This window comes from Acetoanaerobium pronyense (assembly GCF_017874355.1).
GTDB classification, from domain to species: Bacteria; Bacillota; Clostridia; order Peptostreptococcales; family Filifactoraceae; genus Acetoanaerobium; species Acetoanaerobium pronyense.
Map to the genome: position 1 here is coordinate 1 of NZ_JAGGLI010000030.1, position 22,389 is coordinate 22,389.

At 31.1% G+C, this 22,389-nt stretch carries 18 protein-coding genes; all 18 read right to left on the reverse strand.

Annotated features, from left to right (window positions below):
• A partial coding sequence (locus tag J2Z35_RS11455) for a DEAD/DEAH box helicase family protein (RefSeq protein ID WP_408627200.1) occupies positions 1 to 4,649 on the reverse strand: 4,649 nt, incomplete at its 3' end.
• A gap of 74 nt (positions 4,650 to 4,723) precedes the next feature.
• Complete coding sequence (locus J2Z35_RS15000; protein WP_209661528.1) at positions 4,724 to 5,173, reverse strand: TnpV protein; 450 nt, start codon at positions 5,171 to 5,173, stop codon at positions 4,724 to 4,726.
• A gap of 881 nt (positions 5,174 to 6,054) precedes the next feature.
• The gene (locus tag J2Z35_RS11465; RefSeq protein ID WP_209661529.1) at positions 6,055 to 6,483 is read right to left on the reverse strand and encodes a helix-turn-helix domain-containing protein; all 429 of its coding nucleotides are present in this window, start codon (positions 6,481 to 6,483) and stop codon (positions 6,055 to 6,057) included.
• 57 nt (positions 6,484 to 6,540) lie between these two features.
• Positions 6,541 to 7,932: a JAB domain-containing protein gene (locus tag J2Z35_RS11470; RefSeq protein WP_209661530.1), complete on the reverse strand. Its 1,392-nt coding sequence runs from the start codon at positions 7,930 to 7,932 to the stop codon at positions 6,541 to 6,543.
• Positions 7,919 to 8,068, reverse strand: coding sequence for a hypothetical protein (locus tag J2Z35_RS11475; RefSeq protein WP_209661531.1), 150 nt, complete (start codon positions 8,066 to 8,068; stop codon positions 7,919 to 7,921). Before J2Z35_RS11475 ends, J2Z35_RS11470 begins: the two co-directional genes overlap by 14 nt.
• Before the next feature lie 162 nt (positions 8,069 to 8,230).
• Positions 8,231 to 9,190 (reverse strand): hypothetical protein, encoded by a 960-nt coding sequence (locus tag J2Z35_RS11480; protein ID WP_209661532.1) that lies wholly within the window; start codon positions 9,188 to 9,190, stop codon positions 8,231 to 8,233.
• Between the two features lie 10 nt (positions 9,191 to 9,200).
• Entirely contained in the window at positions 9,201 to 10,250 is a 1,050-nt protein-coding gene (locus J2Z35_RS11485; protein WP_209661533.1) for an S-layer homology domain-containing protein, read from the reverse strand.
• 289 nt (positions 10,251 to 10,539) lie between these two features.
• Positions 10,540 to 11,460, reverse strand: coding sequence for a CD1107 family mobile element protein (locus J2Z35_RS11490; protein ID WP_209661534.1), 921 nt, complete (start codon positions 11,458 to 11,460; stop codon positions 10,540 to 10,542).
• A gap of 25 nt (positions 11,461 to 11,485) precedes the next feature.
• Positions 11,486 to 11,809 carry a hypothetical protein gene (locus J2Z35_RS11495; protein ID WP_209661535.1) on the reverse strand — a complete coding sequence of 108 codons (324 nt, stop codon included), beginning with the start codon at positions 11,807 to 11,809 and terminating at the stop codon, positions 11,486 to 11,488.
• A gap of 122 nt (positions 11,810 to 11,931) precedes the next feature.
• Positions 11,932 to 14,613 carry a CD1108 family mobile element protein gene (locus J2Z35_RS11500; RefSeq protein WP_209661536.1) on the reverse strand — a complete coding sequence of 894 codons (2,682 nt, stop codon included), beginning with the start codon at positions 14,611 to 14,613 and terminating at the stop codon, positions 11,932 to 11,934.
• Positions 14,614 to 14,625: 12 nt separating this feature from the next.
• Positions 14,626 to 14,829: a hypothetical protein gene (locus tag J2Z35_RS11505; protein ID WP_209661537.1), complete on the reverse strand. Its 204-nt coding sequence runs from the start codon at positions 14,827 to 14,829 to the stop codon at positions 14,626 to 14,628.
• Between the two features lie 17 nt (positions 14,830 to 14,846).
• A complete protein-coding gene (locus tag J2Z35_RS11510; RefSeq protein WP_245330878.1) occupies positions 14,847 to 17,171 on the reverse strand; it encodes a VirB4-like conjugal transfer ATPase, CD1110 family in 2,325 nt (774 codons plus the stop codon).
• Positions 17,172 to 17,220: 49 nt separating this feature from the next.
• On the reverse strand, positions 17,221 to 17,631 hold the full coding sequence (locus tag J2Z35_RS11515) for a PrgI family protein (RefSeq protein ID WP_209661539.1): 411 nt from the start codon (positions 17,629 to 17,631) through the stop codon (positions 17,221 to 17,223).
• Positions 17,632 to 17,928: 297 nt separating this feature from the next.
• The gene (locus J2Z35_RS11520) at positions 17,929 to 18,336 is read right to left on the reverse strand and encodes a hypothetical protein (RefSeq protein WP_209661540.1); all 408 of its coding nucleotides are present in this window, start codon (positions 18,334 to 18,336) and stop codon (positions 17,929 to 17,931) included.
• 57 nt (positions 18,337 to 18,393) lie between these two features.
• Positions 18,394 to 19,272 (reverse strand): VirB6/TrbL-like conjugal transfer protein, CD1112 family, encoded by an 879-nt coding sequence (locus tag J2Z35_RS11525; RefSeq protein WP_209661541.1) that lies wholly within the window; start codon positions 19,270 to 19,272, stop codon positions 18,394 to 18,396.
• A gap of 143 nt (positions 19,273 to 19,415) precedes the next feature.
• The gene (locus tag J2Z35_RS11530; RefSeq protein ID WP_209661542.1) at positions 19,416 to 19,628 is read right to left on the reverse strand and encodes a Maff2 family mobile element protein; all 213 of its coding nucleotides are present in this window, start codon (positions 19,626 to 19,628) and stop codon (positions 19,416 to 19,418) included.
• 21 nt (positions 19,629 to 19,649) lie between these two features.
• The gene (locus tag J2Z35_RS11535) at positions 19,650 to 21,527 is read right to left on the reverse strand and encodes a VirD4-like conjugal transfer protein, CD1115 family (RefSeq protein WP_245330879.1); all 1,878 of its coding nucleotides are present in this window, start codon (positions 21,525 to 21,527) and stop codon (positions 19,650 to 19,652) included.
• A gap of 59 nt (positions 21,528 to 21,586) precedes the next feature.
• The gene (locus J2Z35_RS11540; RefSeq protein WP_209661544.1) at positions 21,587 to 22,354 is read right to left on the reverse strand and encodes a DUF3801 domain-containing protein; all 768 of its coding nucleotides are present in this window, start codon (positions 22,352 to 22,354) and stop codon (positions 21,587 to 21,589) included.
• Positions 22,355 to 22,389 lie beyond the last annotated feature (35 nt).

A 22,389-nucleotide genomic window follows, 5' to 3' on the forward strand; every position in this document is an offset into this window, starting at 1 on the left:
CTACCATCATTTGTTATGTTTAGCATATTATCAATACTAGGGTCTACTACTTTGTTTCTAACTTTTTCAGCTCTTTTAGCAAGCTGATTTACAAGTTCTACTTGTATTTCACTAGCAGGGACAGTAACGTTATGATAATTGACTTTAGGTACTGGAAGGTTTAAAGATTCTCCTGTTTTAATGTCAGCAATTTCTTTAAAGAGATTCATAAGCTCAGGAATATTTGAAAACTTAGAAAATCTTGTTTTCATTCTATATCCAGTCCCTTCGGGAGCAAGTTCAATAGCAGATACAGTTTCACCAAAAGTTGATGCCCAGGAATCAAAGTGAGCAAGTCCAGCTTTTTGAAGGGCATTATACTGTAAATACCTTTGAACTGTATAAAGCTCGCTCATTGAGTTTGATACTGGTGTTCCTGATGCAAATACTATACCTTTTCCTCCTGTTTTTTGGTCTAGAAATCTACACTTCATATACATATCACTAGATTTTTGGGCTTCTGTAGTGGTAATTCCTGCTACATTTTGCATCTTAGTGTATAGAAATAGATTTTTATAGTAATGGGATTCATCAACATAGATTTTATCTATTCCAAGTTCTTCAAAACTTACAGTATCGTCCTTTCTTTCTGTAGACATTAGTTTTTCAAGTCTTGTTTCTAATTTCTTTTTAGTCATTTCCATTTGCTTTACAGTGAACCTTGCACCACTTTCAGCTTTTATATCCTTTATAGCGCTTGTTATTTCATTTATTTCTTTTCTTACTGTTTCTTCTTGAAACTCTCTACTCATTGGAATTCTCTCAAACTGAGTATGTCCAATTATAACAGCATCATAATTTCCTGTAGCAATTCTACTACAAAACTTTTTACGATTATGGGGGTTAAAATCTTCTTTTTTAGCAACAAGAATTTCAGCAGAAGGGTATAGCTTTAAAAAGTCATTTCCCCATTGCTCTGTAAGATGATTGGGAACAACAAAAAGACTCTTATTTGTTAGTCCTAGCCTTTTACTTTCCATAGCGCTTGCCACCATTTCATAGGTTTTGCCGGCTCCAACTACGTGGGCTAAAAGAGTATTTCCTCCAAATAGAGTTCTTGCCACAGCATTTTTCTGATAGTCCCTTAATTTTGTCTCTGTATTCATTCCTGGAAAGGTTAGATGGCTACCATCAAATTCTCTAGTTACTATATTATTGAATCTATCATTATATATCTTAGTGAGCTTATACCTTCTGTCTGGATCATTCCATACCCAAGATGTAAATTCAGATTTTATTTCTTCTTGCTTTTGCCTTGCAAGCATTGTCTCTTTTTGATTTAATACAGACTTTTCAGCTCCATCAACCACAACTCTATCATAGATTTTCACATCTTTTAGATTGAGAGTATCTTCAATAATGCTGTATGCATTTATACGCTCTGTCCCATAGGTTTTATGAACAAAAACATTATGATAATCTTTGTTTTTTCCAGATATATTCCACTTGGAAGTATACTCACTATATGAAACCTCTATTTCAGACTTTACAAAATAACTAGGCTTTAAAGTATCTGTTATAAAGTCCTTTATAATGCTAGGGGGAATCCATATACTACCAAGCTTTATATATATTTCATCAGCAGTAAGGTCTTTAGGCTGCACCTTTTCAAGAGCTGCCTTACTTCTTTGAAGTAGAGAAATTATCCTTTCTTTATTAGGATAATCTTCTTTAGAAAGCTCCGTTGATATCCTGCCGGATACAATATCTAATTTTTCCTTAACATCTCCAGAAAGATATTCATCAGCAGTTTTAAAAGCATTGTCATAGATATTTTCATTAATTGAAGTAGGGTCTAAGAATATGTGATTACTTAAATCTTCGATTATTTTTTCTTTAGGGTAAGAAGTTAAGCTCTGTATATACTCTAAATCTACTTTTCCTTTTTCAGTCATTGAAATATATAGAGCTTCATTAGAATTATCAGCCTTAGTAGGCTCTATATGTGGCTTTATAGTTCTTTTAGAAAATATGTCAGCCTTTGCAGTATAGTTTCCATCATTATCAAATTCTTCTAAAGAGCAAAGAAGGGGATAAGCGGAATCATCTTTAAAAATCTTTTTATTGGCCCTTGAATTTATATATCCATGTTTTTTAGAAAAATCATCATAAAGCTTATTTAATTCCTTTTGCTTATATAGTATATCAACCTCACTATAATCATTTTTTTGATACTCTATTAGTTCCCTTAAAGTATCTCTAATATCAATTAATGACTTTAGTTTGCCAATATCTATATCCTCTATAGGTATAGCTTTATTATTTTCCTTAAAAAATGCTTCACCATTTTCCATAAAATAGCTATAGTTCCTTATGTTTTCAAAATCAACTTTTTCTGTTATAACTTCATTTTCTACAATTTCATCTATACTTTTGTTTTCAAATTCATTATCAAGGATTAGAAAACTAAGAGCTGCCGACAAGGATTTTTTCAAATCCTGGCCATCAGGAGAAATACAAGCAGTATCAAATCCAAATTGAGAGGATATTTCCTTCATTTCACCAAGAATCATATGGGGATTATCTACAAAGTACTCATTCATTAAGATTCCATTTTCATCTGATTTAAGATTTATAAAGTTATTCTTTCCTTCATTCATTCCTATCTCTTCATCAGTTTTCTTTTGAAGAAATATTATATCTGAAGTTACTTTAGTTCCAGTATTTTTAAAGGCATTATTAGGAAGCCTAACGGCTCCAACAAGGTTAGCTTTTTCAGATAGAAGCTCTCTAAGTTTGCTATCTTGTTTATCAAGTGTTCCTTTTGAAGTTACTAAAGCTACAATTCCACCAGGTCGTACCTTATCAAGTGTTTTAGATAAGAAATAGTCGTGAATAAAGAAATTTAAATGGTTATATTCTTTATCATTTACTTTGTATTGCCCGAAAGGGACGTTTCCTATAGCTATATCAAAGGTATTATTTTCAAATTTTGTATTTTCATATCCTTTTATTTGAATATCTGATTCTGGATAGAGATAACTTGCTATTTTCCCAGTGATATTATCTAGCTCTACACCATAGAACTTGCTATTTTTCATACTTTCAGGTAAATGTCCTATGAATTTTCCAGTTCCACAAGAAGTTTCTAAGATTTTTCCTTCCTTAAAACCCATATTCTCAAGAGCTTCATATATAGGAAGGATTACATCTGATGGAGTATAAAAAGAAGTTAAAACAGAGCTTCTAAGATTTTCATACTCAGTAGGGGAGAGTAGCTCAAGCAGTTCACTATATTCTTCTCTATAGTTTTTAGAGTCAGGATCAAAGGCGTCTGAAAGACCACCAAAACCGACAAATTTCGACAAAGCGTTCTTTTCTATATCACTTAGAAGCCTTTCTTCATTTTCTAATGATTTAATGACCTTAATAGCTTCTATATTATTTCTTAGATGCTCCTTAGGGGATAGGGGAGTATCTTCAGTAAGAATATAGTTTTTAAGATTTTCTATAGGTTCTATATCTTTAGAATCTATAGATTTATCTAGATTTATTTCTTTATTTAAATTATCTAAAGAATCATCTGAATTAGTTGAATAGTAATTATTTAATATTTCATCAATAACTTTATTCTTTGGACTATCTGATATTTTATCTTTATGATTTTCCTTAGGTGGATTTTGTGAAATTTCTTCACCTATATGTTCATCATCAATATATTTATCAAATACTTTTTCATCTATAAGTCTATCAATTCTTTTAATAACTTCATTCCATCTTAAAAATCTCTTATCATCAGGATTTAAAATACCACGAGAAAGTACTAAGCCATTAATTCTGTAATCTGCATAGGTATTATCAGCATGAGAAAGGGCATAGTTGTGGCCACCAGTTCCAAATGTATCTTTAATAAATTTCTCTTTTTCTGATAAGTCAATGTTTTCAATGTAAAAATCAATAATGTTAAAGGTGGATACTTTATCGACTAAATATTTATCTATTTCATCTTCTGTAACAAACATTTTTATTCTTTCTGCTTTTTCTTTATTTGATGAAAAATCTAGTTGGGTAAGAGTAAGTCCTTTTAGGTCTTCAATAAGGTTTTTATGGGAAGTATAGGCATTATATTTTCTAGGATTCTTTATTTTTTCTTCTTCAAGTTTTATTTCTAAGTCTGATATTATGTCATTTACTTTTTCAGCATCTTTTAGTTTTTCCTTAATATTTTCTATAGCTTTAGGGAAGTTATTTAGTAAACCACCTAAAAACTCAGGTTCTTCTTCTAAATAGTCACGATATGTGAAAAATAGCTTACTTGATATTTTCTCAATTTCATAGGTATCAACTTTTTCAAGGTCTTCTTTAGGTAAAAAATCTCCTTGAATAAGCAGCTCTTTGATTCTTTTGTCAGCTTCGCTCCATGAAAGACTAATTTTAGATGATACTTGAGCTTTATTGCCATAAGCTATATCTATTCCAGCTTCGCTGTACCAAACAGCTATTTTAGTATTATCAATAACTAAGCCTTTTCCGCCTTTGAATTTCTCTTTTAAATACTCAATATTTCTTTCAGGTGGGTAGTCTTTTTTATAAAAGGCACAAATATCAAGAGTTGATTGTTTTTCGTTATATCCAGTAGATAGCACCTTATCAATAATATCTTGAGACATAGAAAAAGCAGCAGGCTGTATGCCTACTGCTCTAATTTTATCTATTATAAAACCTATTTGCTCAGGTTCAGATTTTATCTGTAGACCATCTCGTCCCTGATTATTTCTTCCACTGTATCCTTTATATTGTTCATTTCTTGTACCCAAAGCATCTGGTCTTTCTTCTTGAGCTGCTCTGTTATCTCTCTCTTTTTCTTGAGCTGCTCTATCATTGTCTCTTCTATTTCCTCGCAGCTCTTGTTGAATTCTGCCATTTTCGGAATCAGATCCCCATCTAGAAATAGTGCTGAATAAAGTGCTTTCTTGTTGCTCTTTATATACTCTAGTCTCATTCGTCCCCATTTCCCTATATCTATCTGCTGCTCCTCTTCCAGAAACTCGTTGGGAATCAGAAAATCTCCCACTAGAGAGTATGTCCCCCCGTCCTTCTCGAATAGGGACTCCTTCTCCACCGGAGTGTAAATCTCGTCCTCCAGATAATATTTCTTCCCTGTTTCCATCTCTACTATTTTCTTTTCTGACATTTTCTATTCCTCCCTTTTCTCTTTGAGCTTTAAGGTTAAGTAAATCAATCCTTTGAACCTCTTTTGAAATATCTACAAGGATATCTTTTGTGATTGAATGAATATGATTATTTACATATGTTACTGATTTTTCAGTATCAAAAGATGTAATATATGAAAGTTTTTGTTCTAATAGATAATCAAAAGGTTCATATCCAAGTCTTTTTAATATCATATATGAAGACGATTCTTCTATTAATTCTTTTAATGCATTTTTGTCATAGTTACTAGATAAACCTAAGTCTTGATGTAGAAAGGTAAATATTTCATCAATTTTTCCTTCAACTTCTTTTGATACAATTTCAATTACTGATTTAGGAACAGTTTTAGTATGCACTCCATATTTTTTATTTATATTAAGGATTGCTTTTTTATGGATATCTTCGTCAAATTCCCATAGTTTAAAAGGTGTGTTAGTTAAAGATTTTGTATCAGAAACATCAAACACATATCTTAATTTCAATTTCCCATTTTCTTCTTTAAGAAGGGGAATTCCTTCTGTTCCTTTTTTTACATACCTATTTACTTTTTCATTCCACAAACTGTACTCTGCACAAGCTATTGCAGATGGTTTCTTAGCATATATTAAGAGCTGCTCTTCAAAAGAATACTTATATAGATTTGATGCAGTATCTAAGAATTTTTCAAACTCATTAGAGCTTGAATATATAGAAACTTTTCTTTTTTTCAGTTCTTCAATAGTTTTTTTCAGCTTATCACTCATGTATTCCCTCCTGAAAAACACTATATTTAATTAGTGACATTATAACACTATAACATTATAATGTCAAAATAGCAAAGTAGTGTTTTTTAATATAGTTCCATGAAAACCGGTTGAAAACCTATGGAATTTCTCGGCTTTTTGGACTGTATGAGATTATCCATTCCATCATTTGGTCTTCAGTTATTTCATAATTATATTTTTTTAATCTAATTTCGTTCCAGTCCTTTAAAAAATCATTAAATACTTCACTACTAGATTTAAGTTTTGGAATTTCTGATTGAGCGCAAGGGACAAATCCAAAGTCAGATTCAAAGTCTAAAATTATTTGAATAATGTCATAGAGAGTATAGTTGCTATAATCTGTTATAGCAGATGGGTTGCAGCTTAAAGCCAATGCAATCTTATCAAGTTGTTTTTTGCTTGGAGATCTATTTCCTAATTCATAGTTTCTTACAGCTGCTGAAGTAAGTCCTGATAAGATAGCAACTTCCTTTTGGGTCATATTTCTTAAATGTCTAATTTTTCTTAACTTCTCACCTGATATCATAGTAAGCTCCTTAGCAAAGTTAAAACACTAACCATTTAGATTAGTGTTTTAAAGTTTTTATAAGATTTGGTCTAATTTTTTGCTTTCTTTAGACATTTTTTCATTATTGCTCAACTTATTTTTGCTTTTATCACTTATATTTTCTTTTGCTATATTCTTCTTTTTATCTAGAACTACTAATTTTTTAGCTAATTCAATTATAGAATCTATTTTTTCATCAAGTAAAAACATAGAATCGTCAGACATGAACATATCAAAAGCTTTATTTAGAATATTAATATCTTCAATTCCTTTTTCTAAAGATAGAATAGCTTTGACATAATTTTCATAATTGCTATATATCATGTTTGATATAGTTTTTTTAGTATCTTCAAAATCTTTATATTGCGCTTTATAGATGCTATCTGATTCTTTTGCATTTACAACATCTATAGTGTAGTCAATGTTATTAAATAGCATGGAATCAACTTCTTTAGCAAAAGAAAGGATTTGTTCCTTTCCTATTATAAAGTGGTCACAAAACTGAAGTCCTAATTGCTCAGAAATAGTTGAAATTCTTTTAGTTATAATCATGTCTTCATTAGAAGGTTTAGTAGTGCCACTAGGGTGATTATGATATACAATAAACCCGGCAGATTCATTTTTTAAAATCTCTTGAAATAAGATTCTAGGGTCAACAATACTAGAGGATACTCCACCTTTGAATATATTTATAGACTTTTGTATTTTGTAGTCGTCATCATATAATATGCATCCAAATATTTCTTGTTTTTCATGTTGAAAACCAAGCTTTAGGTTAGTTTTAATTTTTTCTATATCAGTAATTATATTTAGGTTTTGATTTTCTCGTTCAGCTAGGAAGCTAGAAAACTCGTTATAGTTCTCATAATTGGAAAAATCTTTTATTTCATTGTTTTCTTCATGAATAAAAAGAGTTTCTTTATACTCAGGATAATTATATAATCCAGAGAAAGTGTTCTCATTTCTATATGATATAAATTCATTATCAGCTTCTATATATTTCATTTTATCTACCATTTCAATTCCTATAAACTTAAGGATTTCATCAATTCTACTAACATTCTTTTTCGTAGATTTATCGTGATAAGTTAGAAAGACCCTTGATGCTCCAGCGTTTAGAGCTTCAGATATGGCTCTTTTGATATCATCTCTATGATTTATAGAAACTTTGGTAGAGTATATAGGAATATTCTTTGTGTTTACAAATAAAAGTTGAACCTTGCTCTTTGTAGGCTTATCTACTTTTCTTACATACTCATAAAATGTTTGGTCAGATTCTATAGGTTTTTCTTTTGAAACTAAACTACCCTTAGCATAATCCAAAAAATCAAAAAGCGGACGAATATCGTCCGCGCCAGATTGCATCTTTTCATATAATTGTTCCTTGGTTTCACATCCGAAAGTATTGTATAGGTTAATTTTTTCCACCTTCTTCCAATGGTAAATCAAGCATCTCAAATAACTCTTTAATTTCTTTAACAAGATTGTCTTCAGGATTTTTTTTAATAAAATCCATTAATTCCTTATGGCTTTTCACACCAAATAAATCAAATAGCTTGTTCATTAAGACCATCCTTTCTTTTTTGAAATTTTTAATTTATATATTAAAATAAGGGGGTTAGAAGCTTATTTTAATGGGATAGGTGAATAGAGAATAAATTTGATTAAAATAATAACCTTAAAACACTATAAACTTATAATGTTCTAAGGTTATTATTCTGTAAGTTTATAAAACTACTGTTCCTGCTGGTGTTTCAAGTTCCCATACAAACTGAACTCTTTTAAGATTGTCTGTAAATGAATTTTCTACAGTTGCTTCACAAGTTATGTCTCCACCGTTATCAACTGTAATTGATAGGTCGGGAACGTTTAGGTCTCTTTGCGGAATATCACACATTCCTGCATTACCTGCTGTGTACTTCGCTCTCGTTATTGCATCGTTTGCAAATCCATTAGGGTTATTAAAACTTGGACTGCCTGCTCCCCATGCTCTAAGTCTTGCTAAATTATCAGCATGAGATATTGTACGATTATCTTGTGGTAAAACCCAAATTGAACTTCCTACTGTGGGCGCATTCACAAGTAATTCCCTGTTACTTTCAAACCCTGCTGGTACATAAAACTTTGATATCTCAGCGTTTACTGTTAAACCACAACCGTTTTCAAATCCTTTGGCTATGGCGTCTTCAAGGGATTCTCTAACTGTTGGGTCGCTATAAAGCATATCCCCTAAAGCACTCATACCATTTGAAATTCCTGCTACTGCTTGGGCTTTATTGATTGTGATTGTAGTTGTAGCATTGTTTGCCATGATTAATTCATCAGGTCTAAACTGATATCCCATTGTTTCTATTTTCTTTGTGAAGGGATTATAAAAATCTACTGCTACAACAATTCTAGTTGTCTTCCATGATAATGCTCCTGCGGTGTAGTTTCCTGTGGAAACTACTGAGAAGGTTGCTCGTTCGTTAACTTCATTCCCATTATCGTCAATAGTTGTGGAAAACTCTACAGTGCTACTGACTCCTCCAAGTGCATAAGGGCTATTGCTGATGTTAAAATACTGATCACCTGTTAATACAGGGTATTGTGTAAGTGGAGAAGCTTCTCCTATAGAAGCGGGTAAAAATGGAATTAACAATACTAGAACAAGAAATAAACTTAAAAATTTATTTAGTTTTTTCATAGTTTACCTCCTATTCTAACCTTTGCCATTCGGTTCGATAATTCACTTCCGATGTTAATCTTACCCCACCATTCTCGTAAGAGGTTCCTACTTGAAATACTCTATAATATAAAGTTCCGTTTTCTGTTTTTACTTCCATTCCTGCTATAGCTGGTATGCCAGGGTCATGAACGGTATCTTTATTTACAAGCCATTTTGTTCCTGTTGGCGGTGTTGCTTTATCTACAAATCTGTTAGCCATATGTCCTCTAGCCGCTTCGCCAAAATAAGCCACTGATTCTTTCCAGTTCTCAGCTGTTGCACCAGGGAGTGATAACATGCCATCTACCACAAGTTTTTCCTGCGCATCATTTAACACGCCTGTTGGTGTTGAAGGAATATCAGTCACTGACCCGCCCACAGGTGCTACCACAACTGGAGCAGTTGGCTTTGCTATTAACCCTGCTTTAGTTGCTAGATTTCCCACAAGTGCTATTGCTTCTTGCTTTGACATTTTGTTGGTTGGTTTAAATGTTCCATCAGGATACCCACCAATTCCACCTGCTTTAGATAATGAGCCAACACCTTCTTGTGCCCATGGTGCTATGTTTCTATTATCTGTAAATTTCTTTACGTCTTTAGATTGGGAGATATTAGATAATTGTCTTTCAGCTTGGTTAGCCATTACTGCTATCTCTTGTCTAGTTATTGTTGCATTAGGCTTAAATGAGCCATCAGGATATCCTCCAACAATTCCTAGCTGATTTGCCAATGTAATAAGTGGATTGTTAGTATCTGTAAACTTAGAATCACTAGAAGATGGAATGCTTGTCTGCTTCTTAACCTTATTGAAATAAGTTGTTATAAGCTCTGCAAACTCCTCTCTTGATATATCCTCCCTAAAATCTGCATCATTCTTCAATGAATTAGGAATCAGACCTGCGTTACTCATTGCGTCCACTGTAGGCTTTGCCCACTCTGATGTAAAGCTATTTGCGTAGACTGTGTTTAACTCAAGTACCGGAGACATAAGCATCATCATAGATACTGCAAGTGTTATAGAAGCTAATTTAAATTTCATTTTCCCATTTCCCCTTTATTATTTATTTTTAAAAGAACTAAATAGCCTAAATTTATTTTACTATTATCTATCATACCAAAATATAGCAAAGTATTAAATTGAAAGATTTTAGCTAAATGCTATTTTTAATTTTATGTAAGGTTATTTTAAGAAGATTATATATTTCAAAATATCCTAACGCCATAATATTAAAACATTCAAACACTATAACGTCATAAATTTATAACACTATAGTGTTTGAAACAATTAAGTTTTAGATTAAAGATTTAAAAATTATTGGACAAAAGAGTTATTCTTTTTTATTAAATTCATCATCGTAATCTTCTTCAAATCCTTCTTCGAAAGATAAATCATCATTTGTATTGCTAGATTCACTTTTATTAAGGGCATCGGATGATTGAGAAATGTCTGCATTCAAATGCTCATCATATTCATTTGCTATATAATCATCTTCATACTCATCTAAATATTCATTATCCTCATCAGAATCTTCGTATTCGTCATCTATAGAAGCTGTGTTTTTATTTTTGAGATAGATTTTCTTATAATAGCCAAATCCTCCTACAAAAAGAGCAACAAGAGCAATAATAAATAGGGTAGAGTTAGGTTTTTTATCCATATTACTTTCTTGTTCAGCTAAAATCATTTCTGCTTCTTCTTTTTCTATTTGTTCTTTAATTTCAGCTTTTAATCTAATTTCCATATCTTCTTTAGTTTCTTCGGAGTCATTAAGTTCTCCACTATTTTTTCTTGATTTATTAATTAGATTTAAAAGGTCAGATTCTGAGACCTCTGTAAGCATACGAACTTGTTGGTCATTTTTACTATAGTCTATTATGAGATGAAATTCTTTCCCTGAATCTGTTTGAAAAGTTAAAAATTGTCTTTTAGGGGGGATATCTGAATCAAACTGATGCCCATCTTCTCCAACATTTTCTGTTATATCTCCTCTAGACTGAGATGGGCTAGTAGGGGAGGTGAAGTTGGGTTTTTCTACATTTCCACCAATTGGAGTAGAAGTTTTTGCGGGTGCTTTGTATGGGTCAGCCATAGATATAGATTGTGCGGTATTATTCAATTGTTCATATGAAGCTGTAGAAGTCTTGATAGGAGATATATTTTCATCTAAGTCCAAGCCATCTGATGCATATGAGAGAGTAGGGGAGACAAGTAAAGCTGTAGTTAGTATTGTAGCTATTACAGGGTTCATATTTTTACCTCACTTTTGTATGATTTTATTCTTCATTTTTATCTTGAAAATCATGTATTTCTTTATTGTCAGAACTATTTTCAGTAGTATTTTCAAATTTCGGATTATTGATTATAATTTTTGAGCTATCTAAGAAAATACTGTCCTTCTTTTCAAGTAGTCTAAGTAAATCCATAGGTGACATCTCTATTTTATTTAAAAATTCTCCGGTTATTACACTATTTAGTTTTTCGATTTCACCTTCAAGATTTTCGATATCTTTTTTTATTTTTTCGATACTGTCTCGTTTCTTTTCAATTTTTTCTTCTACACTGGAAATTGAATTTCTTATTTTATCTGGGTTTAGCATAGGTTTACCTCCAAAGAAAAAGACATCTATATTTAAGATGCCTTTTTAAATTTATGATGTTTTAATTATAAAACTTTATAACTTTATGGTGTTATGACACGAAAGTATTTTAATTTTTAAAGTTACGGAGTTACTCTTCCAGCTCCATAGTAATGCTTTTGCCAATAGCTTGAGTTAAGATTTGCATATTGAACCGGATCACCTGCATGAATCATAGTTCCATTGCCAACATATATTCCAACGTGGGTTACTGGTCTGCCGGCGTTATATGTTCCTGTAAAGAAAACTATATCTCCAGGTCTTAATTCTTCTTTTGATATCCTTTGAGTCGAATTATATATACCTTGAGCTGTAGTTCTAGGCATATGCTTTACTCCTGAGTGGGTAAAGGTCCAAGTAACAAAGCTAGAGCAATCAAATGTGTTAGGGCCATTTGCTCCAAATACATATCTCTTTCCAAGGTGCTTTTGGGATTCTTCTAAAAGTGCTTTTACCCATTCATCGTAGTTTTCAAAGTCAACATCATTAGGGAAAGTATAATTAGGATTGTTGCTATAATTATTATTTTGAGAGAAATCTACTATATATGCATCTGACAAAGTATCGGTATTTGATAAAAGGTAGAAATATGGGTCTAGGTAGTTATCAAACTTATCAATTAGTTGAACTGTTAGAAAAGAACTCATATAAGTATCGTTAGAAGACTCAGCTATAGAGCATAATTCTTCGCCGGAATTAACCTCATATCCCTCTTCAACTAAAAAGTTAGATACATTAAAATATCTAACTCTGTTTCCTGCAAAGGTTAAAATTTCAAGATACTCACCAAATTCACTATTACCAAAACTAATAATTCCATCTACAAGTGCAAATACTTTTTCACCGGTAGGTTGAATATCTATTGCAGGGTAGAATATTTTTTGTCTAGTATCAGGTTCTAAGCTATATCCAAACTTTCTTATGACATCTGGTTTCCAATCATCTAAAATTGGACTTTTCATAAATGTAAAGCTACCTTTAGCTTCATAAAACATCTTGTATGAAATCTTTTCTTTTACACCTAAAAGACCAAACTTTGAATCTATAACATCTTCAAGGGGTTTTGTGTTTAGTACGGTTCTGAGAATAGTAACAGTGTATGAGGTTTCACCTGAATATCGTATTTCAGTTCTTGGAATTCTCTCAAGTCTATACATAGTGCTAAACAAATCTTCTATTTCGGATTTAACTTTACTGTCTTCAAGCTCAAAACCATGGGAAAATATTACTGATAGATACGATGCAATCATATGAGGGTCATGTCCGATATTATCTAAACTGTACTCATATTCATCATATCCAGGGTGATTTTGTTCAGTATCAATTATATCAATAGCTAAATCTACTTCAAGCTCTGAAAAATATCCGTTAGTTTTTGTTATCTCGATATCTGATGATTGATATACTATTGATGCAACTACAGCACCACCAATGCTAGACATAGAAACTAGGAGCATGAAAACACAAGCAAAGAAAAATGCAATTACAAGAGGGATTCCTAAAAGAGAGGAAAGGGCAGTTACCACTCTAACCATAGCAGCTTTAGATGATTTTATTAACATCACAAAACGACTCTGATTTATTTCGAAAGTTTCTGATGATTTTTTAAGTTCACTACTTTTAAATGCTTTAGCATAATGTTTTTTATAGATTAATTTTTGCAATTTCTTCTTTTCGGCTTTTGAAAATTGATTTAGATTTCTTTTTTTCTCATGTTGAATAATATCTTTATTTTGTTGGTTTAGTGCACTTTTAGATTTATTTAAATCCTTTTGGGTTTTAGATTTTTCTCTTAAATTACCTAGTTTTCTAACTGTATTTATTTTAGTTCCTATAATATTTTTTGAGTCAGTTACAAACTTAGAGGTTTCTGAATGCAAACTTTTATCTTTCTCGATAGAATCTAAGGTGGATTCTTTGGCAAATCTAAAAGTATAATAAGTAGGGGAAAGAAGAAATTTACTAGGGTGTTTTTCTTTTTTAGATTCATCAAATTGTAGTCTTGAACTCTGGAATTTATTTCTATTATCTAAAAGGTCATTTTTTATTTTTTCTTTAGCTTTCTTATTATTATGATTTACTTTTATTTTTCTGACAGATTTTGACAAATTTTGAAGCTTTTGGTTAGAGCTATTAACGGTTTTAAATGTATCGGCTTGAAGGGAATTATCATCTTCCTCTAAAGAATCACCGATTTTTTCTCTAACTCCATAATTTAGTTTGTTTTGTAGTTTTTTATTTTTTAAAGATAAGTTACTATGTTTATGTTGCAATTCCTTTATATGAGAGTTTGAGAATCTAACACTTTTTCCTTGAAGCTTTGCTTTATCAGAAATATGCTTAAATTTAAATCGGGTTTTATCTACCTGAACCTTGATTTTTGAATAATTAAGTTCATCTGTACTTTTCTTAGAAGGTCTAAAAGACTTTTTATTTGAACTTTTTATATTCTTTCCAATCGAAGTATCTGAAGAAGAGATAAAGTTGCCTTTTTCATATCCCGGATTATTAACCTTGCTATAAGATTCCACTGAATCAAAATTACTATTTTTATTTTGCTTTTGCATTTTCTTCTTGATATTTTTCTTTTTCTTATCTATGTTTTGAGTCTTCAAACCAAGTTTTTCTTTCTTTCGTTCAAGGGATATGTCTTTTATACGATTACTTATATTTTCTTTAGTTCTTTTTGTAATATTTAATTCTTCTAAGCCATCTTTAGTCATTTTATTGATTATTTTATCCTTAGAAGTAAGTTTTTTAGCCATTAAATCAGCTCCTTAATACCACTCGCCCTTTGCGTTATAGTGATACCATTGGCTATTTTTGAGCCTTACGCACACGCAATTATTTTCATCAATCCAAACTTTAACAATTTTCATTCCATCCTTGTAGTCATTTCCTACGCATTTAGTGTGCAGCTCGTTTGTTCTAAACATTAATATCTTTTGCTCTTCTGTAAGATTCTCGATTCCGATAATCATTTCATCAACTCCTTATTTTATGAACTAACTTCTTCAGGTTTTGTAGTCATTACTTTGTATAGTATTGTTTCTTTGGGAAACTTATCTATAAATGGAATAGTTACATTTCCATAAAAAAGTAACCCTTCACCTGGATTGGTATGGGTTACATAAGATAGTTGATGTGGTGATATGTTTAGTCTTTGAGCAAGTTCTGCTCTATCCCCGGATGCTTGGGATAGCATATAGATAAACTCACTGTTTTCAAATATATTTTCTATTTCTTTTGAAGACAACAAATCTTTAACATTTTGGGTTATACCAGTTGGAATTCCTCCCCATTTTCTAAATCTTTTCCATATTTCCACAGAGTATGAGGCTGTTTGAGGTTCTTTTAAGAGAAGGTGAAATTCATCAATATAATATCTTGTAGCCTTTTTACCTCTATTCATAGAAACTCTATTCCATACTTGATCCTGAATTATTAGCATACCGATTTTTTTAAGAGCTTTTCCAAGTTCTTTAAAATTGTAGCAAACAAAGCGGTTATGAATATCTATGTTTGTTTGATGATTAAAAACATTAAGTGAACCGGTAACATAGATTTCAAGAGAGGTTGCAATGCGCTTTGCTTCAGGGTCTTCCTGTTGCAAAAGAGTTTTGTATAAATCTTCAAGGATAGGCATATTTTCAGGAACAGGATTTTCTAAATATTTCCTATATATAAGTCTTACGCATCTATCTACTATTGAATTTTCTTTTCCATCAAGGCCCATCTTTGTACCTACTACAAGCTCACAAAGAGATAAGATGAATTCTGACTTTAATGTAAGTGGGTCGTCATCTTCTGCATAATTAAGGTTTATATCCATAGGATTTATATAGTCTTTCGAGTTAGGGGATATGTTTATTACTTGTCCCTTTAAAGTATTAACAAGTGGAGCATATTCACCCTCTGGGTCTCCAACGATAATATCATCTGTCGTTCTTAAAAAAGAATTTGTAATTTCTCTTTTAGCTGCGAAAGATTTACCAGCTCCCGGCACACCTAAAATCAAACCATTTGGGTTTTTAAGTGCTTTTCTATCTACCATGATAATGTTATTAGAAAGGGCATTAAGACCGTAATAAAGTGATTCTCCACCCATAAAAAGCTCTTGTGTGGTAAAGGGTACAAAAATAGCTGTACTAGAGGTTGTAAGAATCCTTTTAATCTCAATCCTATTTTTCCCAAGTGGAAGGGAAGAAACAAGTCCTCTTTCTTGCTGATAATCTAGTCTTTTCATCATGCAGTTGTATTTAGTAGATATTGATTGTACTTGAGATACTGTATTTTCAAGCTTTTGCCTTGTTAATGCAGTATTCATAACTGTTATGGTAGTTACAAACATTCTTTCGTTTCTATTTTGTAGGTCATCTAGGAAGTTTTCAGTTTCCTTTGTAAAAGTCTGAATATCTGAAGGAATAATATCCATATCATAACCAGCTCTTACAGCTTTCTTTTGTTCTTCTATTTTCATTTTGTTTAAATCAGATTGCTTACTTTTAATCATCTTAATAGCTTTGTTTTGGTCTATTGAATGAATATGAAAGCTTATAGATATGTTTTCGTCTATATCTAAAAGGTCTGCAAGCATTCTATCGTTCATTTCAGGAGCATTAATAACTATATGGGATACAGCTGAATACATATCTCCCATTCTAAATACTTTTCTATCTCCAAAATTAAAAGAAGATGGAACTATATAGTCTTTTGTAGACATTCCACCATTTTTGATACTATTCCATGTGAAGTTGAATTTACTATCTGAATCTGGATTCATAATATTAAAAAGAAGCTCTAAGCGTTCTTTACCATCTAAAGCCACAGCTCTTGCCCCTAAGACCTTAAAATTATTTAGTATGTCCGATTCTATTCTCTCTAGTCTTTGTTTTGCATTTTTTAAATTTTCAGCTTCTATAGTGTAGGTGATGTATTTAGTTTTTATAAGACCATTGTTACCTTTACTTAGCTGATTTTTTAGCATATTAGAAAACTCTTCCCTAATTTCATTAAAATTATCACTTGAACTAGGCATTTCTATATTTCTTTTAAAGTCTTCTATATTCCCTTTTTGATTTATGAAAGAAAGTTGAAATTCTACAGATGAATCAAAGTAATTTAGAAAATCACAGTAGTTTTCAAATATTATTGTTTTATCATCATTTTGTGCAAGCTGATAGTTTATATCAAAGAACTGGATTGTTTTATTATACTTTTTTCCACCTAGATGACAAATTCCATCTGGAAGGATTCTTTGATAAGGGATTGTATCTTGTACAGTTTGGATTGGTGGAGTTCTCTTTTTAAAAAAAGGAATCATAAAGCCTTTAGATTCTGATTTTTCTTTTATCAAAGAAGATTTATCTTTTCTATGCTGGTATTCTTCTTTGCTTTTTTGTAACTTCTGAATTTGCTTTTTTTGCTGCTGATTTTGGAGGTTTTGCAAGTTTATCAGCTCCTTTCACTAAAGCTTCATAAGAGTTTGTATTCTTATATATTCTTACTTCAGGGTTTCTTATTTTACTTTCGTAATAATATTTTATTAGCTTTTCAAAATTAAGACCGTCTCTTTCGTAGACACCTAAGAAAAAGAAGGGCATAACTCCAACCATCATAATGAGAAGGGCAATGTCATTTGGAAATATTTGTTTTGCATTTATATAGATAAAAAAACCTATAATTCCACCTAATGAGAAGCTTATGAGCTGTCTTCTAGTTAGGTTGAATGCTATCTTAGTTTTTACCTTAGCTAAATCCTTAGGAACCGGAACAAATGCCATTTAATAACTCCTTTCCAATAAAAAAAGCTGCTCATTGAGCAGCCTAAGGATATTTATATGAAATTCTTTTTACATTCTTTGTATGATTTATATTTTTTTCTAAAATTTATTATGCTAAATACAAATTCCTGTATTCTTTTGTAAAGAATTTGAAATCCTTTAACTGTAGGTATGAAGAAAACTATTACAAAGATAAAAGGAAGGTAAGGAGATAAAAAATCAAATATTTTAACAATAGCCATTAAAATAGCAAATGGAACTATAATAGGAATAAGTAGTCTAAATATTAAACCGGTATTATTCATCTATATTACCTCGCTTTTTATGTTTATTAGCTAATCCAAATACAGTTGCAGTAGGAATAAGACTGTATATATATAATAATGAATCATTAGTTGTTGAACGATTTGTTCCTCCAACCACAATATAAACAACAATCATACCTATAATATATGCAAGAGCAAATTTAATTAGAAACCATATTGTATGTCTAAAGAGAATTTTTAATTCATTTATCATATTGAATGTAGTGCTTTCTTCGTTTGATTCTTGCTCAAGATGAAAGAATAATTCTTCATCAGTCACTGGCTTTATAGAAATACTTGTGAAATTTCCATGTTCATTAAGTTCATGAGAGCCTAAATTAAATTCTTCATTCTCTGAAAAATCAATATGTTTACTAATAATATATTCAGCTCCTTTCATACAACAACATTTTAAATTTAAAGTATTATAACACTAAAACGTTATAATGTTCAAAATTTAATGAGCATTTAATACAGATTTTGCAACACTATTTGATTTTATAAGAGAAACTAAAAGAACTACAGAAATTCCAATAAGGAATCCTAAGCTCTTTGTGAAATCAAACGCACCGCCACCAATTCCTTCAAGAAATGTTTTGACAAGCTGAGAGTATATTCCAAATCCTAAAATAATTAATACCCCTTGTAAAGCATAGGCAAAAATTACTTTTGTATAGTTAATACCTATATTTGACCATTCTTTGTTTCCAAATGTGGCAAAAGGGACAGGGGATAGTGAAATATAGAAATATATCTCGACCATTCTTATTGCAAGAATTACAAAAATACCCATTGATAAAATCCAAAATATGACTTTAAATATTGATGTTAATAGGATTAATGTTATCAATTCGTGTATTGCTAACGTATTTAAAGATTCTATAAAAGTGCTTGAATCTATTTCTAATAATGTATTGCTAGAGGTTACGATTCCAAGTGTGCTATTTGTTAAACTAGCTCCTACATCAAAGAATGCCATAACGAAGTTAAACGTATTAGAAAGTAGGTACACTGCTATTCCTGCTTTAAATACATATTTAAAAAAATTAAAAGTATCTATATCATGCATGTTGTTTTTTTCATTAACCATTTGTATAAGCTCATAGCAGAGTATAAAAGTTATTATTAAAGCGGCTATAGGAAGTATAATGTTGTCGGATATATTTCTGACCAAGCCATAAATATTAGAATTCCAAGACATAGGAGATGCGCCAGCATTTGAAGACACATCTACTAGAGTTTCGTTGAAATAATCAAACATACCTTCAACTTTAGATATAACAGAGCTTATGAGCATTTTTCTTATATATTCAATTATCTGATCTATTACCCACATATATTCACCATCCTTTGGATAGTTTTAAAAAAATTAAATCTTTGATTTTGATATTAATTTAAATTTAGCCAATTTATGAAGAAGCTCTTAGTTTTTATGGATTAGTTAGAACTTCTTCACCTTTGAAAATAGAACAAGTAAAACTAAAATAAGTTTGCTAAATTAGGGATAACTTGTTGTGCAAGAAGTATTATTCCACCGCCTGCCATAAGCTGTTTTATACCTTGAGATTTCGCTCCTGGGTTATCTCCACCATATCCTTCAAGTAAGTTTACCACTCCCCATACTCCAAGTCCTGCTCCAAGAGCTGTTACAAGTGTTTTTAATGCTTCTATTGCACTGTTAAAAAATTCCATAAATAATCTCTCCTTTGTTTTTTATATTCTTTTTAAAAAAAGTTCAAATTGCTTTGTGGAAGTAGCTCCAATTTCATATTCTTTTTTAGCAATATTATTTTTCTTAGCTTTTATCCTTTCTAATTTAATATATTTTTCTACATTAAATTCATTGTCTTTATTAAAATCTGAAAGCAGCTTATAGTTTTCGTGGTTTTTAATATTATATTTTCTTGAAAGAAATGGTCTAACACCTCTTAGCTGCATAATGCACTTTCCTCCATCCAGTATTGCTATTTCATCTTGACTCATAAGCTCTTTTCCAACCTTTTGATAGTTAAGTCCATAGCTTTGTTGTTGGCCTCTATTTTGAGAAGTGTTATATAGGTCTATAGTTTCTTTTCCAAGAATTTCGGCAAGGTCCTTTAAGGTGGATTTTTCTTTACCGCCAAGAAATAATGTGGTGTCACAGTTTCCTTCGATAGTATCAGCGTGGTCTTTGTATATACCTTTAAGTTGACTCTTTGATTGAAGAACAACAGATGCTGATATTTCTCTGGAACGCATGGTTGCAATTAACTTCTCAAAATTTGGGATTTGGCCAATATTTGCAAATTCATCTAAAAGGCAACGAACATGATAGGGCAGTTTTCCTCCATATTCGTCATCAGCTTTTTCGCATAAAAGATTAAAAAGCTGAGTGTATAACATGGCCACTATAAAATTAAAGGTTGTATCAGTGTCAGAAATTATTATAAAGAGTGATGTAAGAGTATCGCCAAGCTTATCTAGCTCTAATTCATCTTTTGATAGCATTTCTTTAAGTTCCTCAATATCAAAAGGGGCAAGTCTAGCTCCACAAGAAATTAATATAGACTTTGCAGTTTTCCCTGCTGCCAATTTATATTTTTTATATTGTCTTACGGCAAAGTGATTAGGCTTAGGGTCTTCTATAATTTCGCCTGTTATATAATCTTTTCCGGTTTCAAGTTCTGTAAATAAAATATCTACTCCGTTTACAAAACTTTCATTATCTTCTTGAACCTCAGAAGCATCTATCATTGAAATTAACGTATTAAAGTTCTTTTCCTCATCAGGAGATTCGTAAAAGATATAAGCAATTAAAGCAGTATATAAAAGTCGTTCAGCTTTTACCCAAAAATCTTCACTGGATTTTTCGCCTTCTCCTTTTGTATTTAAAATTATTGTGTTAACGAGTTTTAAGATGTCTTTTTCTTTTTTAAGATAGGCGAAGGGGTTGTAATGCATAGATTTTTTAAAGTTTATAGTATTTAGAACTTTAATTTTATAAGGCTCGTACATTTGTTTATTATTTTTTAATATGACTTTCCCTTTTTCATCAAATTTTGGCCTACCTCTTGATAGCATTTTTCCCACTTCGAGAAGGACAGTACCTTTTGGGTCTGTAACTACATAGGAACTATGCATTTGCATAATATTTGGTTTGACATAAAATCGAGTCTTTCCAGAACCAGAGCCACCAACTACCAAAACATTTTTATTTCTAGCTGTGTGATTAGGCTTTCCAGGGAGAGAATAGGGGTTTAATGTTAGTGCTTCTGTTTCTGTCAAAATGATATTATTTCGTGGCTTAACATCAACATATGGAAGTATCTCTTTTCGAGTTCCCCATCTAGCAGAGCCATATTCTTTTCCTTGTCTAAATTTTTTCTTATCTAGTTTTCTGAGACAAATAAGCATAAAAAAAACTCCTGTAGTAGTTATTCCAATTAATAAATCTTTGGAATTAAAACTAAGGAGAAGGGAAGAAAAGGCATCTTCAAAATTTAAAAGAGCGTTTAATAATCCGATTTTTTGTGAAAGTGAGCTAATTTTATTTGAAATATAGAAAATGATTAAGTAGGGAAGAGACATAAGTATTAGTTTTCTATTGTCCATACTGGAAAGTGCATTATTAATATCAGCCTTAACTTCTTTTCCAATCTTTTCAAAAGTTGTCATAGACTTAACTCCTGCTTTTTTTCTTTTACTTTCTCATTACTTAGATTAGCTTCTTTAGCTTTATCTTTGGCTTTTTCTAGTTTCAAAATAGTGCTTTCTTTCTCTTTTGAATTAGGGACTCTTTCTATTTTTTCTGCTCTTTTAAGGTCGTTTTTACTTAAATTTTTATAGTGCTCTTGATAGATTTTTAGTGTTTCTTCATGTCTTTTTTTTTCTTTAGGGTTTTTATCGTTTTCAATTTGATTTTCTAGTTTATCCATTTTATTTTTCACTTCTTCCAGATTATCCGACAGCTCTATACTTTGTTCTTTGATAAAGTCTGATTTTTCATTGCTCTGAAGTCTTTCTGCCACAATAAATCTTTCTAGAGCTTTCTCTATAAGCTCAACATCCCTAGCTAGGAAAAAAAGGTTAAACCTACCCGGTGTTGAATAATCTTTTTTGATTGAATAATCAACTTCATGGTTTTTCATTATTTTTTGGAATAACTGTAGGTCCTTGATATCACAATCGTTACTCGAAAGGGGAACTCCTTTTTTATACAGGAATTTTAAATTTTTAGCGTTAGTTTTCCATGGAATATCTTTATTTAAAAGTTTTTCAAAGAGCTTAACTAGGACTTCACCAGTAATATCAATGGCATTTAAAGTTAGACCATAGATTTTTTTTATAGGCTTTTCTGTGTGATGAACTAGCTTTCTTGTAGTTCTATAGCTATCTTCGATTGTTTTAAGAGCATCTCTCAACGTTTCTTCTTGATTCAAAATTTCACCTTCTTTCAGATTGAATTTTTAGGAAA